Source organism: Pseudomonas sp. NBRC 111124 (assembly GCF_001320245.1).
In the GTDB taxonomy this organism is placed as follows: domain Bacteria; phylum Pseudomonadota; class Gammaproteobacteria; order Pseudomonadales; family Pseudomonadaceae; genus Aquipseudomonas.
The window spans coordinates 241,768-260,265 of sequence record NZ_BCBA01000013.1 but is presented as its reverse complement, the minus strand read 5'-3'; the positions used below and the strand labels follow the sequence as shown (position 1 = coordinate 260,265).

Here is an 18,498-nt window from a genome sequence, read left to right as displayed (position 1 = left end):
TTTCCATCTCCCTAAGATCCGCTACCAATGATGGCAAAATGACACATACAAGGAAGTTACATGCGGTTTCACTACCTCGCGATGAGGTTGTGCTTGATGGCCCTGGGGCTGTGCGCAGCTGAAAGCACTTTTGCGGCTACGCCGGGCGAACAGGATCTGATTCGCGATCGTCAGGACCGTCTGCTGCAAGAGCAGCAGCGTCGCCTCGATGAACTGCGCGACCTGCCAGGCCAGCAAATGTCGCAGCCTTCTGCACCGGCGGCCGCTGATTCACGCTGTTTCCCCGTCGATACCATTCAGGTCAAGGGCGCCGACAGCCTGTCCCAGGCCGAGCGCGAGCGCCTGGTACAGCCTTGGGTCGGCCAGTGTCTGGGCGTTGTGCAGCTCAACGCCTTGCTCAAGGCCATCACCGATCATTACCTGTCAATCGGCCAGGTCACCAGCCGCGCCTACCTGCCGCAACAGGACCTGACTACCCGCCGCCTTGAAATACAGGTGGTGGAAGGGCGCTTGGAAGGCCTCAAGAGTGGCGATGACAGCGGCCTCTCGGCACGTGAACTGGCCATGACCTTCCCTGGCACGGTCGGTGAGCGGCTCAACCTGCGGGACATCGAGCAGATGGTCGATCAGCTCAACCGCCTACCGTCCAACCAGGCGAAGATGGAGTTGATGCCTGGCAATACCGTAGGCGCCAGCACCGTCGATGTGCGTAACACCCCGGCCAAGCCTTGGCGGGCCAATCTGTCACGTAACAACGAAGGGCAGCGTGCCACCGGCGAACAGCAATGGGCTTATGGCCTGGAGTGGGACAGCCCGCTGGGTCTGGCCGACCAGTTGCTGGTCCGTGGCGGCCATGACGCTGTCAGCGACCATCAGCACACCTCTCACAGTGAGATGCTCAATTACAACCTGCCCTGGGGTTGGTGGAACTTCAACTATGCCTACAGCCAGAGCGCCTACCGCTCCCAGGCCATGGCCAACAACTTTGCCTTCAAACAGACCGGTGATACCCAGAACCATCAGTTTCGCGCCGAGCGGGTGATTTACCGAGACAGCGTTTCCAAGACCGCATTGAATAGCGGCCTGGCCTACCTGCGCTCGAACAACTTCATCGAAGACAGCCGCCTGAAGAACAGCAGTAACCGGCTCAGCGAAGCGCAGTTCGGCATCAACCATGGCCGGCGCATAGGCACTGCGTTCGTCAACCTCGACCTGGGGATGCAGCAAGGCATCGGTGCCTTCGGCGCCCAGCCCCGGCAGACAGACGCCCCCGGCGACCCGGACGCACGCTACCGCAAATACACCCTCACCCTCAGCTACCTGCAGCCGTTTTCGATGGGGGGCGAACGCCTGAGCTTCAGCAGCTTGTTAACCGGGCAGCGCAGCGAGGATCCGCTGTTCAGCCCGCAGCGCATGAGCCTGGGCGGGTTGTCTTCGGTGCGTGGCTACAAGGATCAATTTCTCACTGGCGACAGCGGGGGCTACTGGCGCAACGACCTGCGCTGGAGCCGCCCGATACACCCTGAGTGGTTGCGCCCGCTGCTCGCCGAGTATGGCGCCAGCGTCGGCTACGACCAAGGCGTGATTCGCCACGACCGTTTCAGTGGCGACCAGCATGGCCGAGTCTCCAGCCATTCCCTGGAGTTGTTCGCCCGCGGCCAGCACCTCGCCGCCAGCGTCACTTTCGCCCATTCACTCGAGCGCCCGGATGCCATCACCGAGGACGAGTCTCCTATCTACTTCCGGCTGGACCTGCTGCTGTAAGCACCGCCGCTGCTGACTTGAGGTCGTTACATGGACGTTCGCCAATTCGCCTTCCTGGTTCGCCTGCCGTCTGCCGCCGTGCGATCGCGCGACACATTCTGTGGCATGCCCAAGCGTGCACTGGCCTTGCTGCTGGCCAACGTCATGTTCTGGCAGCCACTGTGGGCCCAGGCCGAAGGCATTGCGGTCAGCGCGCCAGGTACCGGGTTGGCGCAGGCAGGCAATGGCGTACCGATCGTCAATATCGCCACGCCTAATGGCAACGGCCTCTCGCACAACCAGTTCAAGGACTACAACGTCGGCACCCAGGGCCTGATTCTCAACAACGCGACGGATCGCACGCAGAACACCCAGCTGGGCGGCATCATCGTCGGCAACCCGAATTTCTCCGGTCGCGCCGCCGATATCATCCTCAATGAGGTCAACGGCGCCAATCCTAGCCAGCTGCGCGGTTATACCGAAGTGGCGGGCAAGGCCGCGCACGTCATCGTTGCCAACCCCCATGGCATCAGCTGCGATGGCTGCGGCTTCATCAATACCCCGAAGGTGACGCTGAGTACTGGCAAGCCGGTGATCGAGAACGGTCAGCTGAGCCGTTACCAAGTCGATCAGGGGGCCATCGCCATTCAGGGCGCGGGACTGAACGCGAGCAATGTCGACCAGTTCGAGATCATCACCCGGGCGGCGCAGGTCAATGCGCAGATCCAGGCGAAGAAGCTGGCTATCATCGCTGGGCGCAACGATGTCGATGCTCAAACGCTGACGGCCACAGCGCGTGCGGCCGATGGCAGCACGGTGCCGCAGCTGGCGATCGACTCATCGGCCCTTGGCGGCATGTACGTCGATACCATTCGCCTGGTAGGCACCGAGGCCGGCGTAGGGGTGAGACTGGCCGGCGACATGATTGCCGGGGGTGATATCCAGATCGATGCCAATGGCCAGTTGAACCTAGGCCAGGTGTCCGCCGGCGGCTCGCTCGCTGCCAAGGCACAGGCTGTCGATGCCCAGGGGACTGTGTATGCGGGCAAGGACCTGGCCATCAGCGCCCAGGGCGAGTTGCGCAACCAGCGCAATCTGGCCGCGCGTGACAGCGTGCGCCTCGACAGCACGGGGCGGGTGTTGAACCAGGGCGTCATCGAAGCCGGCGTCAACGCCGACAACAGCCGCAACAACCAAGGTGATGTGCGCATCAGTGCGCAGTCGCTGGACAACACTGGCCACACCCTGGCCGCCAGCCGGGACGTTGCGGTCACGGCCAGCGACCTGGCCAACCAGGGGGGCACCCTGAGCGCCGGGCGCAATGCCCAGCTTGAGGTCGCCCGGGTGGACAACCAGAACCACGGGCGTGTGCTCGCTGGCGCCAACCTTGGCGTCAACAGCCAGAGCTTGCTCAACGGGCAGGGCGGGCTGTTGGGCAGCAGCGGTGCATTGAGTGTCAGCAGCACCAGCCTGATCAACCGCAATGGCGAATTGGCGGGCCTGGGGCAAGTCACCCTTCACGTGGCAACGCTGGACAACGTCGCCGGCCTGGTGGCGGCGGGGCAAGCACTCGACCTGTATGCCGCGGGCCTGCTCGATAACCGCAGCGGTGGCCAGCTCACCAGCAAACAGCGCCTGACGGCCAGCGTCGGTGGCCTTGATCAGCAGGGCGGCGGGCGCCTGGTCAGCGAGGGTGACCTGAGCCTCGACCTGCGTCGCGGACTGTTGGACAACCGCAGTGGTGCGATCAACGCCAGCGGGCAGCTGACCCTGAGCAACCTCGATGGCGTCGATAACCGTCAGGGTGAAATCGCCAGCCAGCGCGCCTTCAACGTCAGCGCAAGCAGCCTCGACAACGGTGCAGGCAAACTGTTGAGTGACCAGGGCCTGACCCTGAGCATTGCCCGTACCCTCAGCAACAGCGCGGGGCTGATCGCCGCCAGTGGCCTGTGGCTCGACGCCGCCAGCCTGCTCAACGACCAGCAAGGCATGATCAGCAGCCAGGCAGGCCTGGATGCCCGTGTCAGTGGCGCCCTGAACAACCACGACGGCAACCTGACCGCGCAGAGTGACATGCGGCTCGTGGTCGGCAGCCTGGACAACAGTGTCGGCCGCCTGCACGGCCAGGCCGGTGTCAGCCTGGACCTCAATCATGGCAGCTGGAACAACCAGGGCGGCCTGGTCACCGCACCGGGCTCGCTGCAACTGCTCAACCTCGCCTCGGTGAACAACCAGGGTGGCGAAATTTCCAGCGTGCGCAGTTTCGAACTGCGTGCCGACCAACTGGACAACCGCGCTGGCAAGCTCAAAAGCGAGGGTGACCTGGGGCTGGTAGCCCCAGGCGGGCTGGATAACCGTGGCGGTGAGTTGGTGGGCGCAAACCTCGGCCTCGATGTGGGGACGCTGGACAACCAAGGCGGCCGGATACAGGCCTCCGACCGCTTGCAGCTGAACGCAGCCCGTGTCGATAACCGTAACGGCATCCTGGCCAGCGGCGCGCACGTGGTGCTGAGCACCGCTGAGCTTGATAACCGCTCCGGCAAGCTCACCAGCGGCGGCGACCTGACGGCCACCTTGGAAGGTGACTTGCTCAACCAGAGCGGCCTGTTCAGCGCCGGTGCCAACCTGCAACTGAGTAGCGCCAACCTGGTCAACCAGCAGGGCGAACTGGCCGCCGGGGCTACGTTGCAACTGCGTGCCGCGCAACTGGACAACCGCAACGCCGGGCGTGTGCACGGCCAGAATGTGCAAGCCAGCGTCAGCGAGCTGGCGCAGGCCGGTGGCGGGCAGCTCTACAGCCAGAACGACCTGGTCCTGGACTTGAATCACGGTCACTTGAACAATCAAGGCGGCCTGCTCAACGCCCCGGGGCAGTTGCTGCTGCGCAATCTGGACAGTGTCGATAACCAGGGCGGCGAGATCTCCAGCCGCCAAACCTTCACCGTGGAGGCCAGCAGCCTGGACAACCGGGGCGGTAAATTGCTCGGCGAGCAACTGCTGACCCTGCGTATCGCCAAGGCCATGGACAACGCGGCCGGGCTGGTTTCTGCGGCGCGGCTGGACGCACAGCTGGGTAGCCTCGGCAACAGCCAAGGCAAGCTGAACATACGCGATGACCTGACACTGGCCGTTGAGGGTACGCTGAGCAACGCCGACGGCGAACTGCAGGCCGCAGAAGGCCTGATTACCGCTGCCACGCTGGACAACCGCAATGGTCGAATCCAGGCAGACCGAAATTTGAAACTCACCAGCGCAGGAGAGGTGCACAACGGGACAGGTCATCTCAGTGCCGGGGACCAGCTTTCCTTGCGTGGCGCACAACTGGATAACCAGCAGGGTGCGGTGTTCGCAGGCAACCATCTCGGGCTAATGCTCGACGGCACGCTGAGCAACGCCAACGGCACGCTGCGCGGCGAGCGCAGCCTCGACCTGCAAGCCGGGGTATTGGACAACAGTAGCGGCGGCCGGGTCAGCAGTGGCGAACAGCTCGATGCCAGGCTGGGCGCTCTTGACCAGCACGGTGACGGGCAATTGCTCAGTCAGGGCGCACTCACCCTCGACCTGAACCAGGGGCGCCTCGACAACCAGGGTGGGCGGTTGAATGCAACCGGTCGCCTGCTGCTGAACAATGTCGCGTCGGTCGATAACCGCGGTGGCGAAATTTCCAGCAACCTCGGTTTCCTGTTGGCCACCGGTGCACTGGACAACGGCAGTGGCAAGCTGCTCAGTGAGCAGGGGCTGACCTTGCGTATCGCCCGTATGCTGGAAAACACCAAGGGCCTGGTTTCGGCGGCCCAGCTGGATATCCGCACGGGTAATCTGGTGAACCAGGTCGGTAGCCTCAGCAGCAGCGGCGCGCTTGCGCTGCAAGCCGAAGGTACCGTCGACAACCAGGGCGGCCAGCTGCTGGCCAGTGAGGCGGTGATCAACGTCGGTGCGCTGGACAACCGGCAAGGCCTGGTCCAGAGCGACCGTCAGCTCACCCTCGACAGCCTTGGCGCCGTGGACAACCGCCAGGGGGTGTTGTACGCCAGGCAGGCGGCCGAACTCAACGCCGCCAGCCTGGACAACCGAGCAGGCAAACTCAGCAGTGACAGCGGCCTGGCCGCACGCATCAGCGCCCAACTGCTCAACCAGGCCGGCCTGATCGACAGCGCGGGCGACCTTCTTCTCAATGCGGGGGCCACCGACAACAGCTTAGGTGGGAGTATTCACAGCAGCGGGCAACTGGAGGCCTCGGTCACCCGCCTGGACCAGCGTGACGGTGGCCGGTTCTACGGCCAGGCGGGTGTCACCCTCGATCTGAACAATGGCTACTTGAACAACCAGGGTGGGCTGATCAACGCGCCAGGCCAGTTGCTGCTGAAGCAGCTCGCCAGCGTCAGCAACCAGGGCGGTGAAATTTCCAGTGGCCAGGCTTTCGAGCTGGCCGCTGCCGAGCTGCTCAACGGCGGCAAGGTCCTCAGCGAGCAGGGCCTGACCCTGCGCATCGCCCAAGCCCTGGACAACACCCTGGGGCAGATCAAGGCCGCCTCGCTGGATGTTCGCGCGGGCAGCCTGGTGAACCGCGAAGGCAGCCTGGAGGCCCGCGAGGGGCTTGAACTGGCCGTTGGTAGCCTGCTGAACAACCAGAAAGGGCGCGTTCTGGGTGGCAGCGTTGGGCTGACCAGCGTCGAGCTGAACAACAGCGCCGGACTGGTCCAGGCCGACACGCGCCTGAACCTGCGCCACACCGGTGTGGTCAGCAACCGAACAGGCCAGTTGCTGGCCGGCGAAGCGCTGAGCCTGGAGGCCGCCAGCCTCGATAACGGTCAGGGGCGTGTTGCCAGCGATAGCACGATGGCGCTGGCCATCAGCGGTCAGTTGCTGAACCATGGGGGCGTGCTGGGTGCCGTCGGGGCCCTGCAATTGCACGCCGACAGCCTGTTCAACAACACTGCCGGGCGAATCACCGGCAAGCATGACATCGACGTCGAAACCCGCCAGTTCGATAACCGCGGTGGCAACCTGGTCGCGACCGGGCAATTGCATGTGCAAAGCCACGCGCTGGACAACCGTCAGGCCGGTCTGCTCAATGCCGGCAACGGCATGACACTCAGGGTCGAGCGGCTCGACAACCGTGCGGGCCAGATCGCCAGTGTTGCCGACCTGGACATGAACGGCGAGTCCCTGGACAACAGTGGCGCTGGTCAGGTCGTCGCCAACGGCACCCTGCAACTGACCCTGTCGCGTCTGGACAACCAGGCCAAGGGCATCATCTCTGGCCAACGGGCGGTCACCATCGTTGCCGGGCAGATGGACAACAGCGCCCAAGGCAGTCTGTATGGCAAGAGCGGCGTTTCACTGCTGCTGCAGGGAGGTGGTTGGAGTGGGCAACTGGACAACCGCCAGGGCGCGATTCGCAGCGATGCCGACCTGCGCCTCTCCACGGCCCAGGGCATCGGCAACCAGGGGGGCGAGTTGCTTGCCGTTGGTGCCCTCACGCTTTCCAGCCTCAGCCTCGACAACACCGCCGGGCGTATCGCCGCCAATGGCTCTATGACGTTGGGTACTGGCGCTTTCAACAACCAGGGCGGGCGCCTTATCAGCCTTGACCAGCTTGATCTGAAAGCCGGGCAGGTTGACAACCTGGGCGGCACGATTGCCAGCGTCAAGTCGCTCACGGCCTCGTTGCACGGCCTGGACCAACGCGGTGGCGGCGAGCTGTACAGCAACAGCGCCCTGACCCTGGACTTGAACCAAGGCCTGCTGAACAACAGTGGGGGCCTGATCAACGCGCCGGGGCCATTGCTGCTGCGCAACCTTTCCACCGTCATCAACCGAGGCGGCGAGATCTCCAGCGAACAGGGCTTCGGCCTGCTGGCTGACAGCCTCGACAACCGTGACGGCGGCCTGCTCAGCGACCAGGCCATCGATCTGGACATCCGTCAGGCACTGCTCAACGCCGGTGGCCAGGTCACCGCCAACGGCCTGACGGCCAAGGCCGCCAGCCTGGACAACAGCAACGGCCTGTTCAGCAGTGGCGCCAACCTCGATCTGGCGCTCACCGGGGCCTTGCTCAACGCGGCCGGCGAAGTCTCCGCCGCCGGCGTGAACAAGGTCGCAGCCCAGTCCCTGAGCAACGACCGTGGCCAGGTCATGGGCGATGTTGCCCTCGACCTGCAGGTAGCCGGCGCACTGTCCAACCAGGGCGGTACCTTGGGCGCCGGGCGCGAGCTGCAGGTCACTGCCGGCAGCCTGGACAACAGTGGCAATGGCAGCCTGGTCAGCGACGGCAGCCTGGGGCTGAGCGTCGCAGACCTCCTGGATAACCAGAACGGTGGCAGCGTGCTCGCCAAGGGCGCCATGGCGCTGCAAGTCGAGCGCCTGGACAACCGTGGCGGCCGGCTGGCCGGGCAGAACGCCCTGACCCTCAGGGGCACGTCGCTGGATAACCGTAGCGGGGTCGTGCGCGCCAACCGGGACATGCAGTTGCACCTGGCGCAGCTGGACAACCGCGAAGGCCTGCTCAGCGGCGTGCAGGGGCTGGACCTCGATATCGGTGAGCTGCTCAACCAGGGCGGCCTGCTCAGCGCCAGCGGTGGGCTGGGGCTCAAGGCCGATTCGGTCGGTAATGGCAAGGGGCGTATCGCCAGCCAGGGCGACCTGTTGGCGAATATTGGCTTGCTTGTGCAGGAGGGCGGCGAGCTGGTGGCCGAGGGCGAGCTGAGCCTGACCGGCGACCAGCTGGACAACGCGGGTGGCCTGGTCGGCAGCCGCAAGGCACTGCGCCTGCAGGTGCAGTCCGTGAAAAACCAGGGCGGGGAAATCTCCAGCCAGCAGCAGGTCACGCTCGGCGTCACACAGCTGGACAACAGCGCGGGCAAGCTGCTGGCGGGCACTTCGCTGGAAATGACCGTGGCTCGGCTGGTCAACCAGGCCCGTGGCCTGGTGTTCGCCCGCGACATCAACCTGGCCGCTGCCCGCCTGGACAACGCCCAGGGTACCCTCGCTGCGCAGCAATCGTTGCAGGTTCGCCTTGCCGCACAAGGGGCTGGGGCACTTGACGCAGGCCTCGACAACCGCCAGGGTCACCTCGGCAGCGAGGGCACCCTGCGTCTCGACGGGCAGCTGTTGGACAACCGCGCGGGCAGTATCTCCAGCGCCGGCCAACTGGTGCTCAACGGTGCGGCCGGGTTGCTCAACCAGGGCGGGGTGTTGGAGAGTGGGCAGGGGCTCAGTCTCACCAGTGCCAGCCTGGACAACAGTGATCAGGGCCTGATCAAAAGCCAGGGCAATACCACCGTGGTAACCGGGCGCCTGGATAACAACCAGGGCGGCCGGCTCATCAGCAGCGCAGACCTGACCCTGAGCGCCAGCCAGGTCAGCAATGGCGGACGCATTGCCAGCAACGGCGTGCTCGACGCCCGCGTCACCGGCCTGGTCCAGGACCAGGGCGAGCTGTTCAGCAACCGCCAACTGACCTTGGACCTGAACCAGGGCGCGCTGATCAATGGCGGCCTGATCAACGCCCCGAGCCTGACCCTCAAGAACCTGGCTACGGTGACCAACCAGGGTGGCGAGATCTCCAGCCAGGGCGCGCTCGACCTTGCCGCCCGCAGCTTCGACAACAGTGATGGCAAGCTGGTCAGCAATCAGTTCCTGGCCTTGCGCGTCGACCAGGCGCTGGGCAATCGCAACGGCCGCATCAGCGGTGCGCAACTGGCGCTGGATAGCCAGCGCCTGGACAACAGTGACGGCCTGATCAGCACCCGTGGTGCGCTGGCTGTCCATGCTGGCGAGTCGTTGCTCAACCGCCGCGGCACTCTGGTTGCCGACGATCTGCTCACCCTTGACAGCGACAACCTCGACAACAGCCAAGGCCAGATCGCCGGCAAGGCACTGGTCGAACTGAAGGCCGGGACCTTTGATAACCAGGGCGGCCAGCTGATAGGCACCGATCGCGTCAGCGTCGCCGCCACCCGTGTGGACAACCGCACTGGTTTGCTGGGCGCGACCCAGGCGCTGGACCTGGCAATCGACAATCTGGACAACCGCGCAGGCGAACTGACCAGCAACAGTGACCTCACCCTTACCGGGCAGTCGCTGGACAACAGTGACGGCGGTGTTCTGTTTGCGGGCGGCAAGCTGACGCTGGCGGTGCAGCAGGTGCTCAACCGTAGCCGTGGCCAACTGCACGGGCAGGCCGTGGACGTGAGCGGTGCCAGCCTGGACAACAGCGGCGGGGCGATCTTCTCGCAGCGGCCACTGGTGCTGAATTTCAGCGGCGCTCTGAGCAACCGGCATGGCACGCTGAGCAGTGAGTCAACGCTGGTGGTCAGCGCAAACAGCCTCGACAACCAGGGCGGCAACCTGGGCAGTGCCGACGACCTGACTCTGACCGTGGCCGGAGCGCTCGACAACAGCGACGGTGAACTGCTTAGCGACGCTCGCCTGCACCTGCGTAGTGCCAGCCTGGTCAATGACCAAGGCAGCATCAGTGCCAAGGGCGCGGTCAGTCTGGGGACCGGTACGGTGAGCAACCGGGGCGGCAAGCTCAACAGCGCGCAGACCCTTGACCTCAACGCCGGGCAGGTGATCAACGGCGGCAACATCGGCAGCCTCGGCGCGCTGACCGTCACGGTCACTGGGCTCGATCAGCAGGGTGGCAAACTGTCGGGCAATACCAGCCTCAGCCTCGACCTGCAGGGTGGCAAGCTGGACAACCAGGGTGGCCTGATCAACAGCGCCGGCCCGTTGCGGCTGAGTAACCTGGCGGATGTCAGCAACCGCGCGGGCGAAATTTCCAGCGCCGAGGCCTACACCCTCGCTGCCCGCAGCCTGGACAACGACGGTGGCCGCGTGCTCGCCAGCCAGGGCCTGAACCTGGTCATCGATCAGACCCTGAGCAACCTCAAGGGCCTGATCGGCGCCGCCAGCCTGGGCATCAGTGCAGGCGCAGTGGATAACCGTGGGGGCACCGTCAACAGCCGCAACGACTTGCTGCTGGGCAGCAGGGGCCTGCTCGTCAACGGTCAGCAGGGGCTGATCAGCGCGGCAGGCCAGCTGACCCTGAGCAGCGACAGGCTGAGTAATCAGGGCGGGGCGCTACTGGCGGGCCAAGGCCTGTCGCTGACGACACGCGTTGTGAACAACAGCGCGGCTGGCCTGATCAACGGCCAGACCGATGTGAGCATCAACGCCGACAGTGTCGATAACAGCGGGGGCGAGATCTCTGCCACACAGGACCTGGCGCTGACCGCCAGTAGCCTGATCAACAGCAGCGGCAAATTGATTGGCGCACGGCAGTTGGTGCTTTCCGCCGCCAGCATCGGCAACCAAGGCGGCCTGCTGTCTGGGTGGCAGGGGCTGAGCCTCAAAGGCGGCAGCCTCGACAACCGCAACCTCGGCACACTCTCCAGCCGCCAGGGTGCCTTGGATGTGCAGCTCACCGGTGCCTTGCTCAATGGTGGGGACGGTGCCTTGGTAAGCCAGGGGCGCATGGACGTCGAGGCGGCAAGCCTCGATAACAGCGGCGGTGTGTTGTCCAGTGGCGCAGCCTTGCATTTGAACGCGGCCACCCTGGCCAACCTGGGCGGCAGCATCGATGCCCAGCAGTTGCTGAGTGTCACCGGCAGCGACCTGAACAACCGTGGTGGCCGCATCGCCGGTAATGGCAGCCTGCTGCTCGACCTGCGTGGCAACCTCGACAACAGCGGCGGCACCCTGGTCAGCGCCGAGGCGCTGCAGCTGGTGCAGGCCCGACAGGTGCTCAACCATGGCGGCAAGATCGTCAGCCGCAGCGGGCTGGCGCTCAATGCCGGCAGCCTCGACAACGGCCAACTGGGTACCTTGGCGGCCAAGGAGCAGGTCAAGGTCAATGTCGCATCGACCCTGCGCAACGACAGCCAGGGGCTGATCTACAGCGAAAATGCCGATGTCGCGTTGCAGGCGGGCGAACTGCTCAACCAGCAGGGCGAAGTGCAGGGGCGCAGCGGCGTGCTGCTGGACATTGCCGGGGCACTGGAGAACCGCGGCGGCAAGCTGCTAGCCCAGGGCGGCAACCTGGTGGTGCAGCGGGCCGGGAGCCTGGGTAACCAGGGCGGTATCCTGGCCAGCGTCGCCGGGCTGCTGGATGTGAACGTCAGTGGCCTGCTCGACAACCGGCGCGACCTCGCCGGCAACGGCGGTGTGGTGCAGGGCCAACAACTGCTGCTGGTGGCCGGCAGCGTCGACAACAGTGGCGGCCGGGTTGCCGCCCAGTCGAGCGATGCCCGTATCCGCAGCGCGAGCCTGGTCAATGCTGGCGGTGGTCTGTATGCCAAAGGCCTGGTGCGGGTCGATGGCAGCAGCCTGGACAACAGTGCCGGGCAGTTGGCGGGTAACCGCGTGGAACTGGCGCTCGGCAACACCCTGGCCAACCGTTCGGGGGTAATCGAAAGCGACACGCAATTGCTGGTGTCAGCGGCGTCCGTGGACAACCAGGGTGGCCAGCTGCGGGCCCTGGGCACGGCTGGCAAGAGCGAGTTCCAGATTGGCGGTGGCTTTGACAACCGCAACGGCAGGGTCGAGGTGGCCAACACCGACCTGACCCTCAACACCAGCGGCCTGAGCAACCTTGGTGGCTCCGTGCTGCATGGCGGCAGCGGCACGTTCGACATTTCCACGGCCAATATCACCAATAGCGGCGGCACCTTGGTCACCCGTGGCGGGCTGACCCTGACAGCGGCCAGCTGGACCAACAGCAGTGTGATCCAGGCCGGGCGCCTGACGGTCAACGTCGACGAACTGAACCAGACGGCAGATGGGCAACTGCTGGCCTCGGAGCGTTTCAGCGGCAGCGGCAACAACTGGAGCACGGCAGGGTTGATCGCCAGTGATGGCGGGCTCGACCTCAGCCTTGCCGGTAGCCTGAACGTCAGCGGGCGTGTCAGCAGCCTTGGCGCCATGAACGCCGGCCTCGGCCAACTGAGCCTGAGTGGTAGCGGCAGCCTCGCTTCCGGCGCTGCCAGCACACTCAATATCGGCGGCCTGCTGAGCAACGCCGGGCGCCTGACATCGGCATCCAGCCTCGCGGTCCAGGCGGGAGGCATCGACAACTACGGTTCGCTGGGCAGCGGCCAGGCCCTGACCCTGAGCACCGGCAACCTGTCGAACCAGGGCGGTTTCATCTACAGCGGCACGGACATGGCGCTGTACGCCCAGAGCCTGACCAACCGCCAGGGCGATATCTACAGCCTGGGCGCGATCCGGGTAGCCCGGGATGCCCAGGGCAATCGTTCGGCTCTGCTGGAAAATATTTCCGGGACGATGGAAAGCGTTGGCGACTTCACCATCGCGGCCAGCACCGTCAGCAACAAGCGCGTCGACTTCAGCCTCACGCCGACGGTGCAGTCCGGGTACATCGGCGTGCGCTGTCACAGCTGCTCCAGTTACAAGGATGGTAGTACGACCCTTGCTAGTCGCTCCCATTTGGTTTGGGGTCAGACCTACAGCTATGAAGCTGTAGACCAGGTCGAGAAGCAGGCCAGCCTAATCTCCGGGCAGAACCTGAGCGTAGCGAGCGACGTGTTCGCCAACTCCAACTCCACGGTCAGCGCCGTCGGTAACATGAGTATCAATACTGGCTCGTTTAGCAATACCGGCACATCGCTCAACGGCTATTCAGAGCTGAAATACATCGACATCGGCATACCCGGTTCGGAGCTGTGGAAACTCATCGCCCATTACAACGCCGACAATGATCCCGGCTATACGGGCGGGCTGCGCTTCTGGAACGCGGCAGGTCAGCAAACCATGGCGCCGATTACCAGCGACAGTCGGCCCATTGGCAAGGGGGACACCATTTATTGGGTCGATTTCGGCACCATGAGGGTTGATACCACTATGCTCAAAGGTTCGCACAGGTACCGATATGCAGAGTATGTATTCCCCTCGAACTATGGCAATGGACAACCCAGCAGCGCGCCGGCCGCCATTCAGTCTGCGACACCATTCCTGACACAGCGCGTAGAAAACGCCGGCTCCAACTACCTGCCTTCGGTTGTTCAGGCCGGTGGCGCGCTTGCCATCACCGCGTCCAGCAACATTTCCAACGGCGTCGAGCGGGCCTACAGCCAAGCGGTCACTGGGGCTGCAAGGGGCCTGAATACCGGTGCCACGGGCACCGGCATGGCGCCGGTGATCGTCTTGAATCGGCAGTTGCCGGCCAACCTTGCCCAGCAACAGATCAACCCGTTGAGCCTGCCGGGCTTCAGCCTGCCGACCAACCCCAACGGCCTGTTCCGCCTGAGTGACCAGGCGGCCAGCGCAGGCCAGGCGAGTCAGGCAGGCAGCGGCGCCGGCAGCTGGACTCTGGGTGCTGCCAGCATTGACCTGGCACAACGCGAGCAGGCGCTGCCCGGCACGACCGGGCGCACCTTGCAGGTCGACGACAACGCCCAGCTCTGGGCCAGCACGCAGCAACTCTCGGTCGCTGCGCGCGAAGCCGGCACGTTGGGCGCCACCGCGAGTGCAGTCGATGTGTCTGCGGTTGGCAGCGTCAACAATAGCGCCTGGCAATCGGGTCGCAGCCAGGCCGGAGAAGTCACCCGCAACGAAGGCATCGGCAGCCAGGCGCCATCCGGCGGTGCCGCCGGCTCGCTCAGCGCTACCGGGCAGGCTGTCGACCTCGCCGGCATCGAGACGAACCGCGACACCCTGGTCGGCGTTAGCACACCGGGAAGTTCGACAGGCCCGGCGAACGTGCCGGGGCTGGCTTCCGGCAGCCGCGACACCACCGTGGCCGGCCAATCCGCTGGCCGCACCGACCTGGCGCCGCAGGCCCGCGACGGGCTGACGGGTGTGGCCGCTGTGCAACCTGCACCGGTGATCACTGTCGACCCCTTGTCGCCGGCTAGCCAAGCGGTAGTTTCCGCGGCCGCTCGGCCAGGCATTCCGAGTGCCGACGGCCGCTCGACCGTCACCTCACCAGGCAGCGCGCAACTGACGGCCGCGGCCGGGCAGAGCATCGACCGGGTCACCGGCCTGCCGGACCGCAACGTCGTCTCCCAGCCGCACAAGTACCTGGTCGAAACCAACCCGCTTCTCACCGACCTCAAGCAGTTCATGAGCTCGGACTACCTGCTGGCCGGCCTGGGCTACAACCCCGACGAAAGCGCCAAGCGCCTCGGCGACGGTTTCTACGAGCAGCGCCTGCTCCAGCAGGCCGTGGTGGCCGCCACCGGGCAGCGCTTCCTGGCTGGCCAGACCAGCGACGAGCAGATGTTCAAGTACCTGATGGACAACGCCATCGCCAGCAAGCAGCAGCTGAACCTGGCGGTGGGCGTGGGCCTGACCTCGGAGCAGGTGGCGGCGCTGACCCACGATATCGTCTGGCTGGAGGAGGTCACGGTCAATGGCGAGAAGGTGCTGGTGCCGGTGCTGTACATGGCCAATGCCAACAACCGTCTCGCGCCCAATGGCGCGCTGGTGGCGGGTAATGACCTCAACCTGGTGGCCGGGCAGGACCTGCTCAACGTCGGTACCCTGCGCGCCAGCAACAACCTGTCGGCCGCAGCTGGCAACGACATCGTCAACAGTGGCCTGATCCAGGCGGGCAACCGGGTCGACCTGCTGGCTGGCAACGACATCGTCAACAAGGCCGGCGGCATCATTTCCGGTCGCGACATCAGCATGACCACCCTGAAGGGCGATGTGATCAACGAGCGTTCGGTGACCAGCCAGGTCACCGACGCTTCCCGCCTGCACATGCGTACCGACTACGTCGACAGCGCCGCGCGCATCGAGGCCGCCAACGACCTGAGCATCAACGCCGGGCGAGATTTCGTCAGCGCCGGCGGGGCACTGCAGAGCGGTCGCGACACCTCGATCGAGGCCGGTCGCGACATCCTGCTGGGTTCCGCCGAGGCCGTCGACAGCGCCGCCTATGGGCGCACCACCAGCCAGACGGTGACGCAGAGCGGCTCCAGCGTCAGTGCCGGGCGCGACTTCACCGCCGTGGCGGGGCGCGACCTCAGCGCAGTGGCCAGCCAGATCGAGGCGCAGCGCGCCATCGATATCAGCGCCAGCGGTGACGTGACCTTGATGTCGGCGGCGGACGAGAGCCATTCGGCGTACACCTCGAAGAAGCTCAAGACCCAGCAAGACCATGTCAGCCAGGTGTCCACCGTGCTGACAGCCGGTGGCGATGTCGCCATCAGCGCCGGTAAGGACCTGGCCCTGAGCGCCAGCCGCATCAGTGCCGGCGATGAAGCCTACCTGGTGGCAGGCGGCCAACTTGCCTTGCTGGCGGCGGAGGATTTGGACTACTCGCTGTACGACAAGAAAAAGAAGGGCAGCTTCGGCAGCAAGTACACCAAGCGCGATGAAGTCACCCAGGTTACCAACGTCGGCAGTGCGATCAGCGCAGGTGGCGACCTGATGCTGGTCAGCGGGGGCGACCAGTTGTACCAGGCGGCCAAGCTCGACAGTGGCGCAGACCTGATCATCAACAGTGGCGGCGCAGTGGCCTTCGAGGCGGTCAAGGACCTGCATCAGGAGAGCCACGTCAAGAGCAAGAGCAGTCTTGCCTGGAACAGCGCCAAAGGCCGAGGCAACACCGATGAGACACTGCGCCAGAGCCAGCTGCTGGCCAGTGGTGACGTGCTGATCAAGGCGGCCGATGGCTTGAAGGTCGATATCACGCAGGTCGATCAGAAGAGCGTCAGCGAGACCATTGATCTGATGGTCCAGCAAGATCCTCAGCTGGCTTGGCTCAAGGAGGCCGAGGCTCGAGGTGATGTTGATTGGCGGCAAGTGAAGGAAGTACACGACTCTTTCAAATACAGCAGCTCGGGGCTGGGTGTTGCGGCGCAATTGATCATCGCGATCATCGTCACCTACCTCACGGCAGGTGCTGCCAGTGCTGCCTTGGGGTCCGCAGCAGGTGCGACCGCAGGTTCCGGGACCGCCATGGCGGCCAGTGGTACGGCGACGGCCAGTGCCGTGGCCGGCGGCGCGGCAGCGGGCTCGACCGTTGCGGCAGGATGGGCGAATGTGGCGCTTTCCTCGATCGCCGCCAGTGCGGCAAGCGGCGCGACCATCAGCGCGATCAACAATCGTGGCAACTTGAGCCTGGTGCTTAAGGATGTCATGTCCCCTGATGCGCTTCGTGGCTATGTGGTTACCGGGCTCACCGCAGGTTTGACCACCGGCATGTTCGATGACTGGACAGCGACCGAAACGGGCACTTCAAGCGCGCTGCCTAATAGTGGCGCCGTATTGCCAGCGGGAGGGCTTTCCACCTGGGATGGCATTGGTCGCTTTGCAGGCAACCAGCTGCTTCAGAACGGTACTTCGACCGTGCTGGACCGTGCCCTCGGTGGTGACAGCGCGTTGAGTGATGCGCTGCGTAGCAGCCTCGCCAGTACATTCGCAGCTGCTGGGTTCAACCTGGTTGGCGATTTGGGTAATCGCTTCGATCTTCAGCCGGGAGGCGCCGCTAAAGTTGCACTGCATGCGGTGATGGGCGGACTGGCCGCGGAGGCGGCTGGAGGCGATTTCAAAACCGGCGCAGTTGCAGCCGGGCTCAATGAGGCGCTAGTGGATACGCTTGCGCAGCATTATGCAGAAATGCAGCCTGAGAAGAAGCAGCAGTTGCTGATAATGAACTCACAATTTTTGGGTGTTTTGGCTGCTGCTGCGGTCAACGGTGATGGCGACAGTTCGCAGATGGGCGCTTGGGTGGCAAGCTACTCGACGCAATATAATTACCTTACACACGAAGAAGTTAAAAATAAGGACGCGGAAGAAAAAGCCTGCCCGGATGATGGGTGCGTTCAGGATACGAGAGAGAAATATGCACAGTTGGATGAGACTCGCAATAAAGAGTTGGCTGACGTGTGCCGTAAAAATCCTGGGCAGTGCGAAGATATTTCCGCGAAGCTCAGTGCCGACGAGCCGAAACTCAGAGCGTTAGCTAAAGAAGCAGCTGCTCGAGGTGAATATGGCGCATCCGTTGTTATCGGCTATGTGATTAGCAGTAGTAATCAAGACGCGCAGAACATCATCGCAAGTGAACTGAGCGCACTCAAAGGAGGGGATGGGAGTCGGTTCCTTTCCGTGTTAGGCTCGACGTTGCTGAGTGCGACCATGGGCGGTCGCTCGGTTGTCACTAAACAACCGGTGTACAGGACGACCAAGGAGGCAAAAGTAGCGGCAGAGGAGTTAGGCTATCAGAAAATAAGCGAAACAGTTCATGGCGGCCAAGCCGTATTCCGCAAGGGCAAATCTTACATCACCCGAGACCTGGATGGGCACAATGGAGGTGCATGGAAAATGGCCAGTTCAGTCAAAGCCTTGGAAAGTAGGACAACACGTGACGGGACTTTTGACAAGAATTTGAATCGTATCGGTGATTGAATGAGCAAGAGAGTAGACTGGGAGAGTCGAGGCAAGACAGTGGCGGAGCTTATCGCTGAGCTTAAGACGTTTGGCGATCAGCACCTTAAGGTGGAAATGTCTTTTGATGAGGGGCAAACAGCGAAGCCCATTAGTCTCGTTGTTAAACGGGATGGTAAATGTCTTTTGTTGTATATAGATTCGTCGGGTGATTGATGATAGGGGTGATGGTTTGTCGTAAGTAGGGTGCTGTAATACTGATTTATGAAGTTTTCCGGCAGGCTCACTTTATTTCATTTAAGTTCAATGGCGATGGTGTCTATTTAAAAATACGTGGGCGCCATTGCCTTGATCATTAGGCTCCGGTAATGGGCGGGCTGGCCGCGGAGGCGGCTG

At 63.9% G+C, this 18,498-nt stretch carries 2 protein-coding genes; both read left to right on the top strand.

Going from position 1 to position 18,498, the window contains the following annotated elements:
* Window positions 1-60 precede the first annotated feature (60 nt).
* Window positions 61-1,764, top strand: coding sequence for a ShlB/FhaC/HecB family hemolysin secretion/activation protein (locus APH28_RS07705; protein WP_060508359.1), 1,704 nt, complete (start codon window positions 61-63; stop codon window positions 1,762-1,764).
* A gap of 30 nt (window positions 1,765-1,794) precedes the next feature.
* Window positions 1,795-18,123 carry a toxin C-terminal domain-containing protein gene (locus APH28_RS28575; protein WP_060508358.1) on the top strand — a complete coding sequence of 5,443 codons (16,329 nt, stop codon included), beginning with the start codon at window positions 1,795-1,797 and terminating at the stop codon, window positions 18,121-18,123.
* Window positions 18,124-18,498: the final 375 nt, after the last annotated feature.

Bases quoted from the DNA above. Each gene is read 5' to 3' on its own strand.
- APH28_RS07705 (WP_060508359.1), top strand. From the start codon at position 61: ATGCGGTTTCACTACCTCGCGATGAGGTTGTGCTTGATGGCCCTGGGG.
- APH28_RS28575 (WP_060508358.1), top strand. From the start codon at position 1,795: ATGGACGTTCGCCAATTCGCCTTCCTGGTTCGCCTGCCGTCTGCCGCC.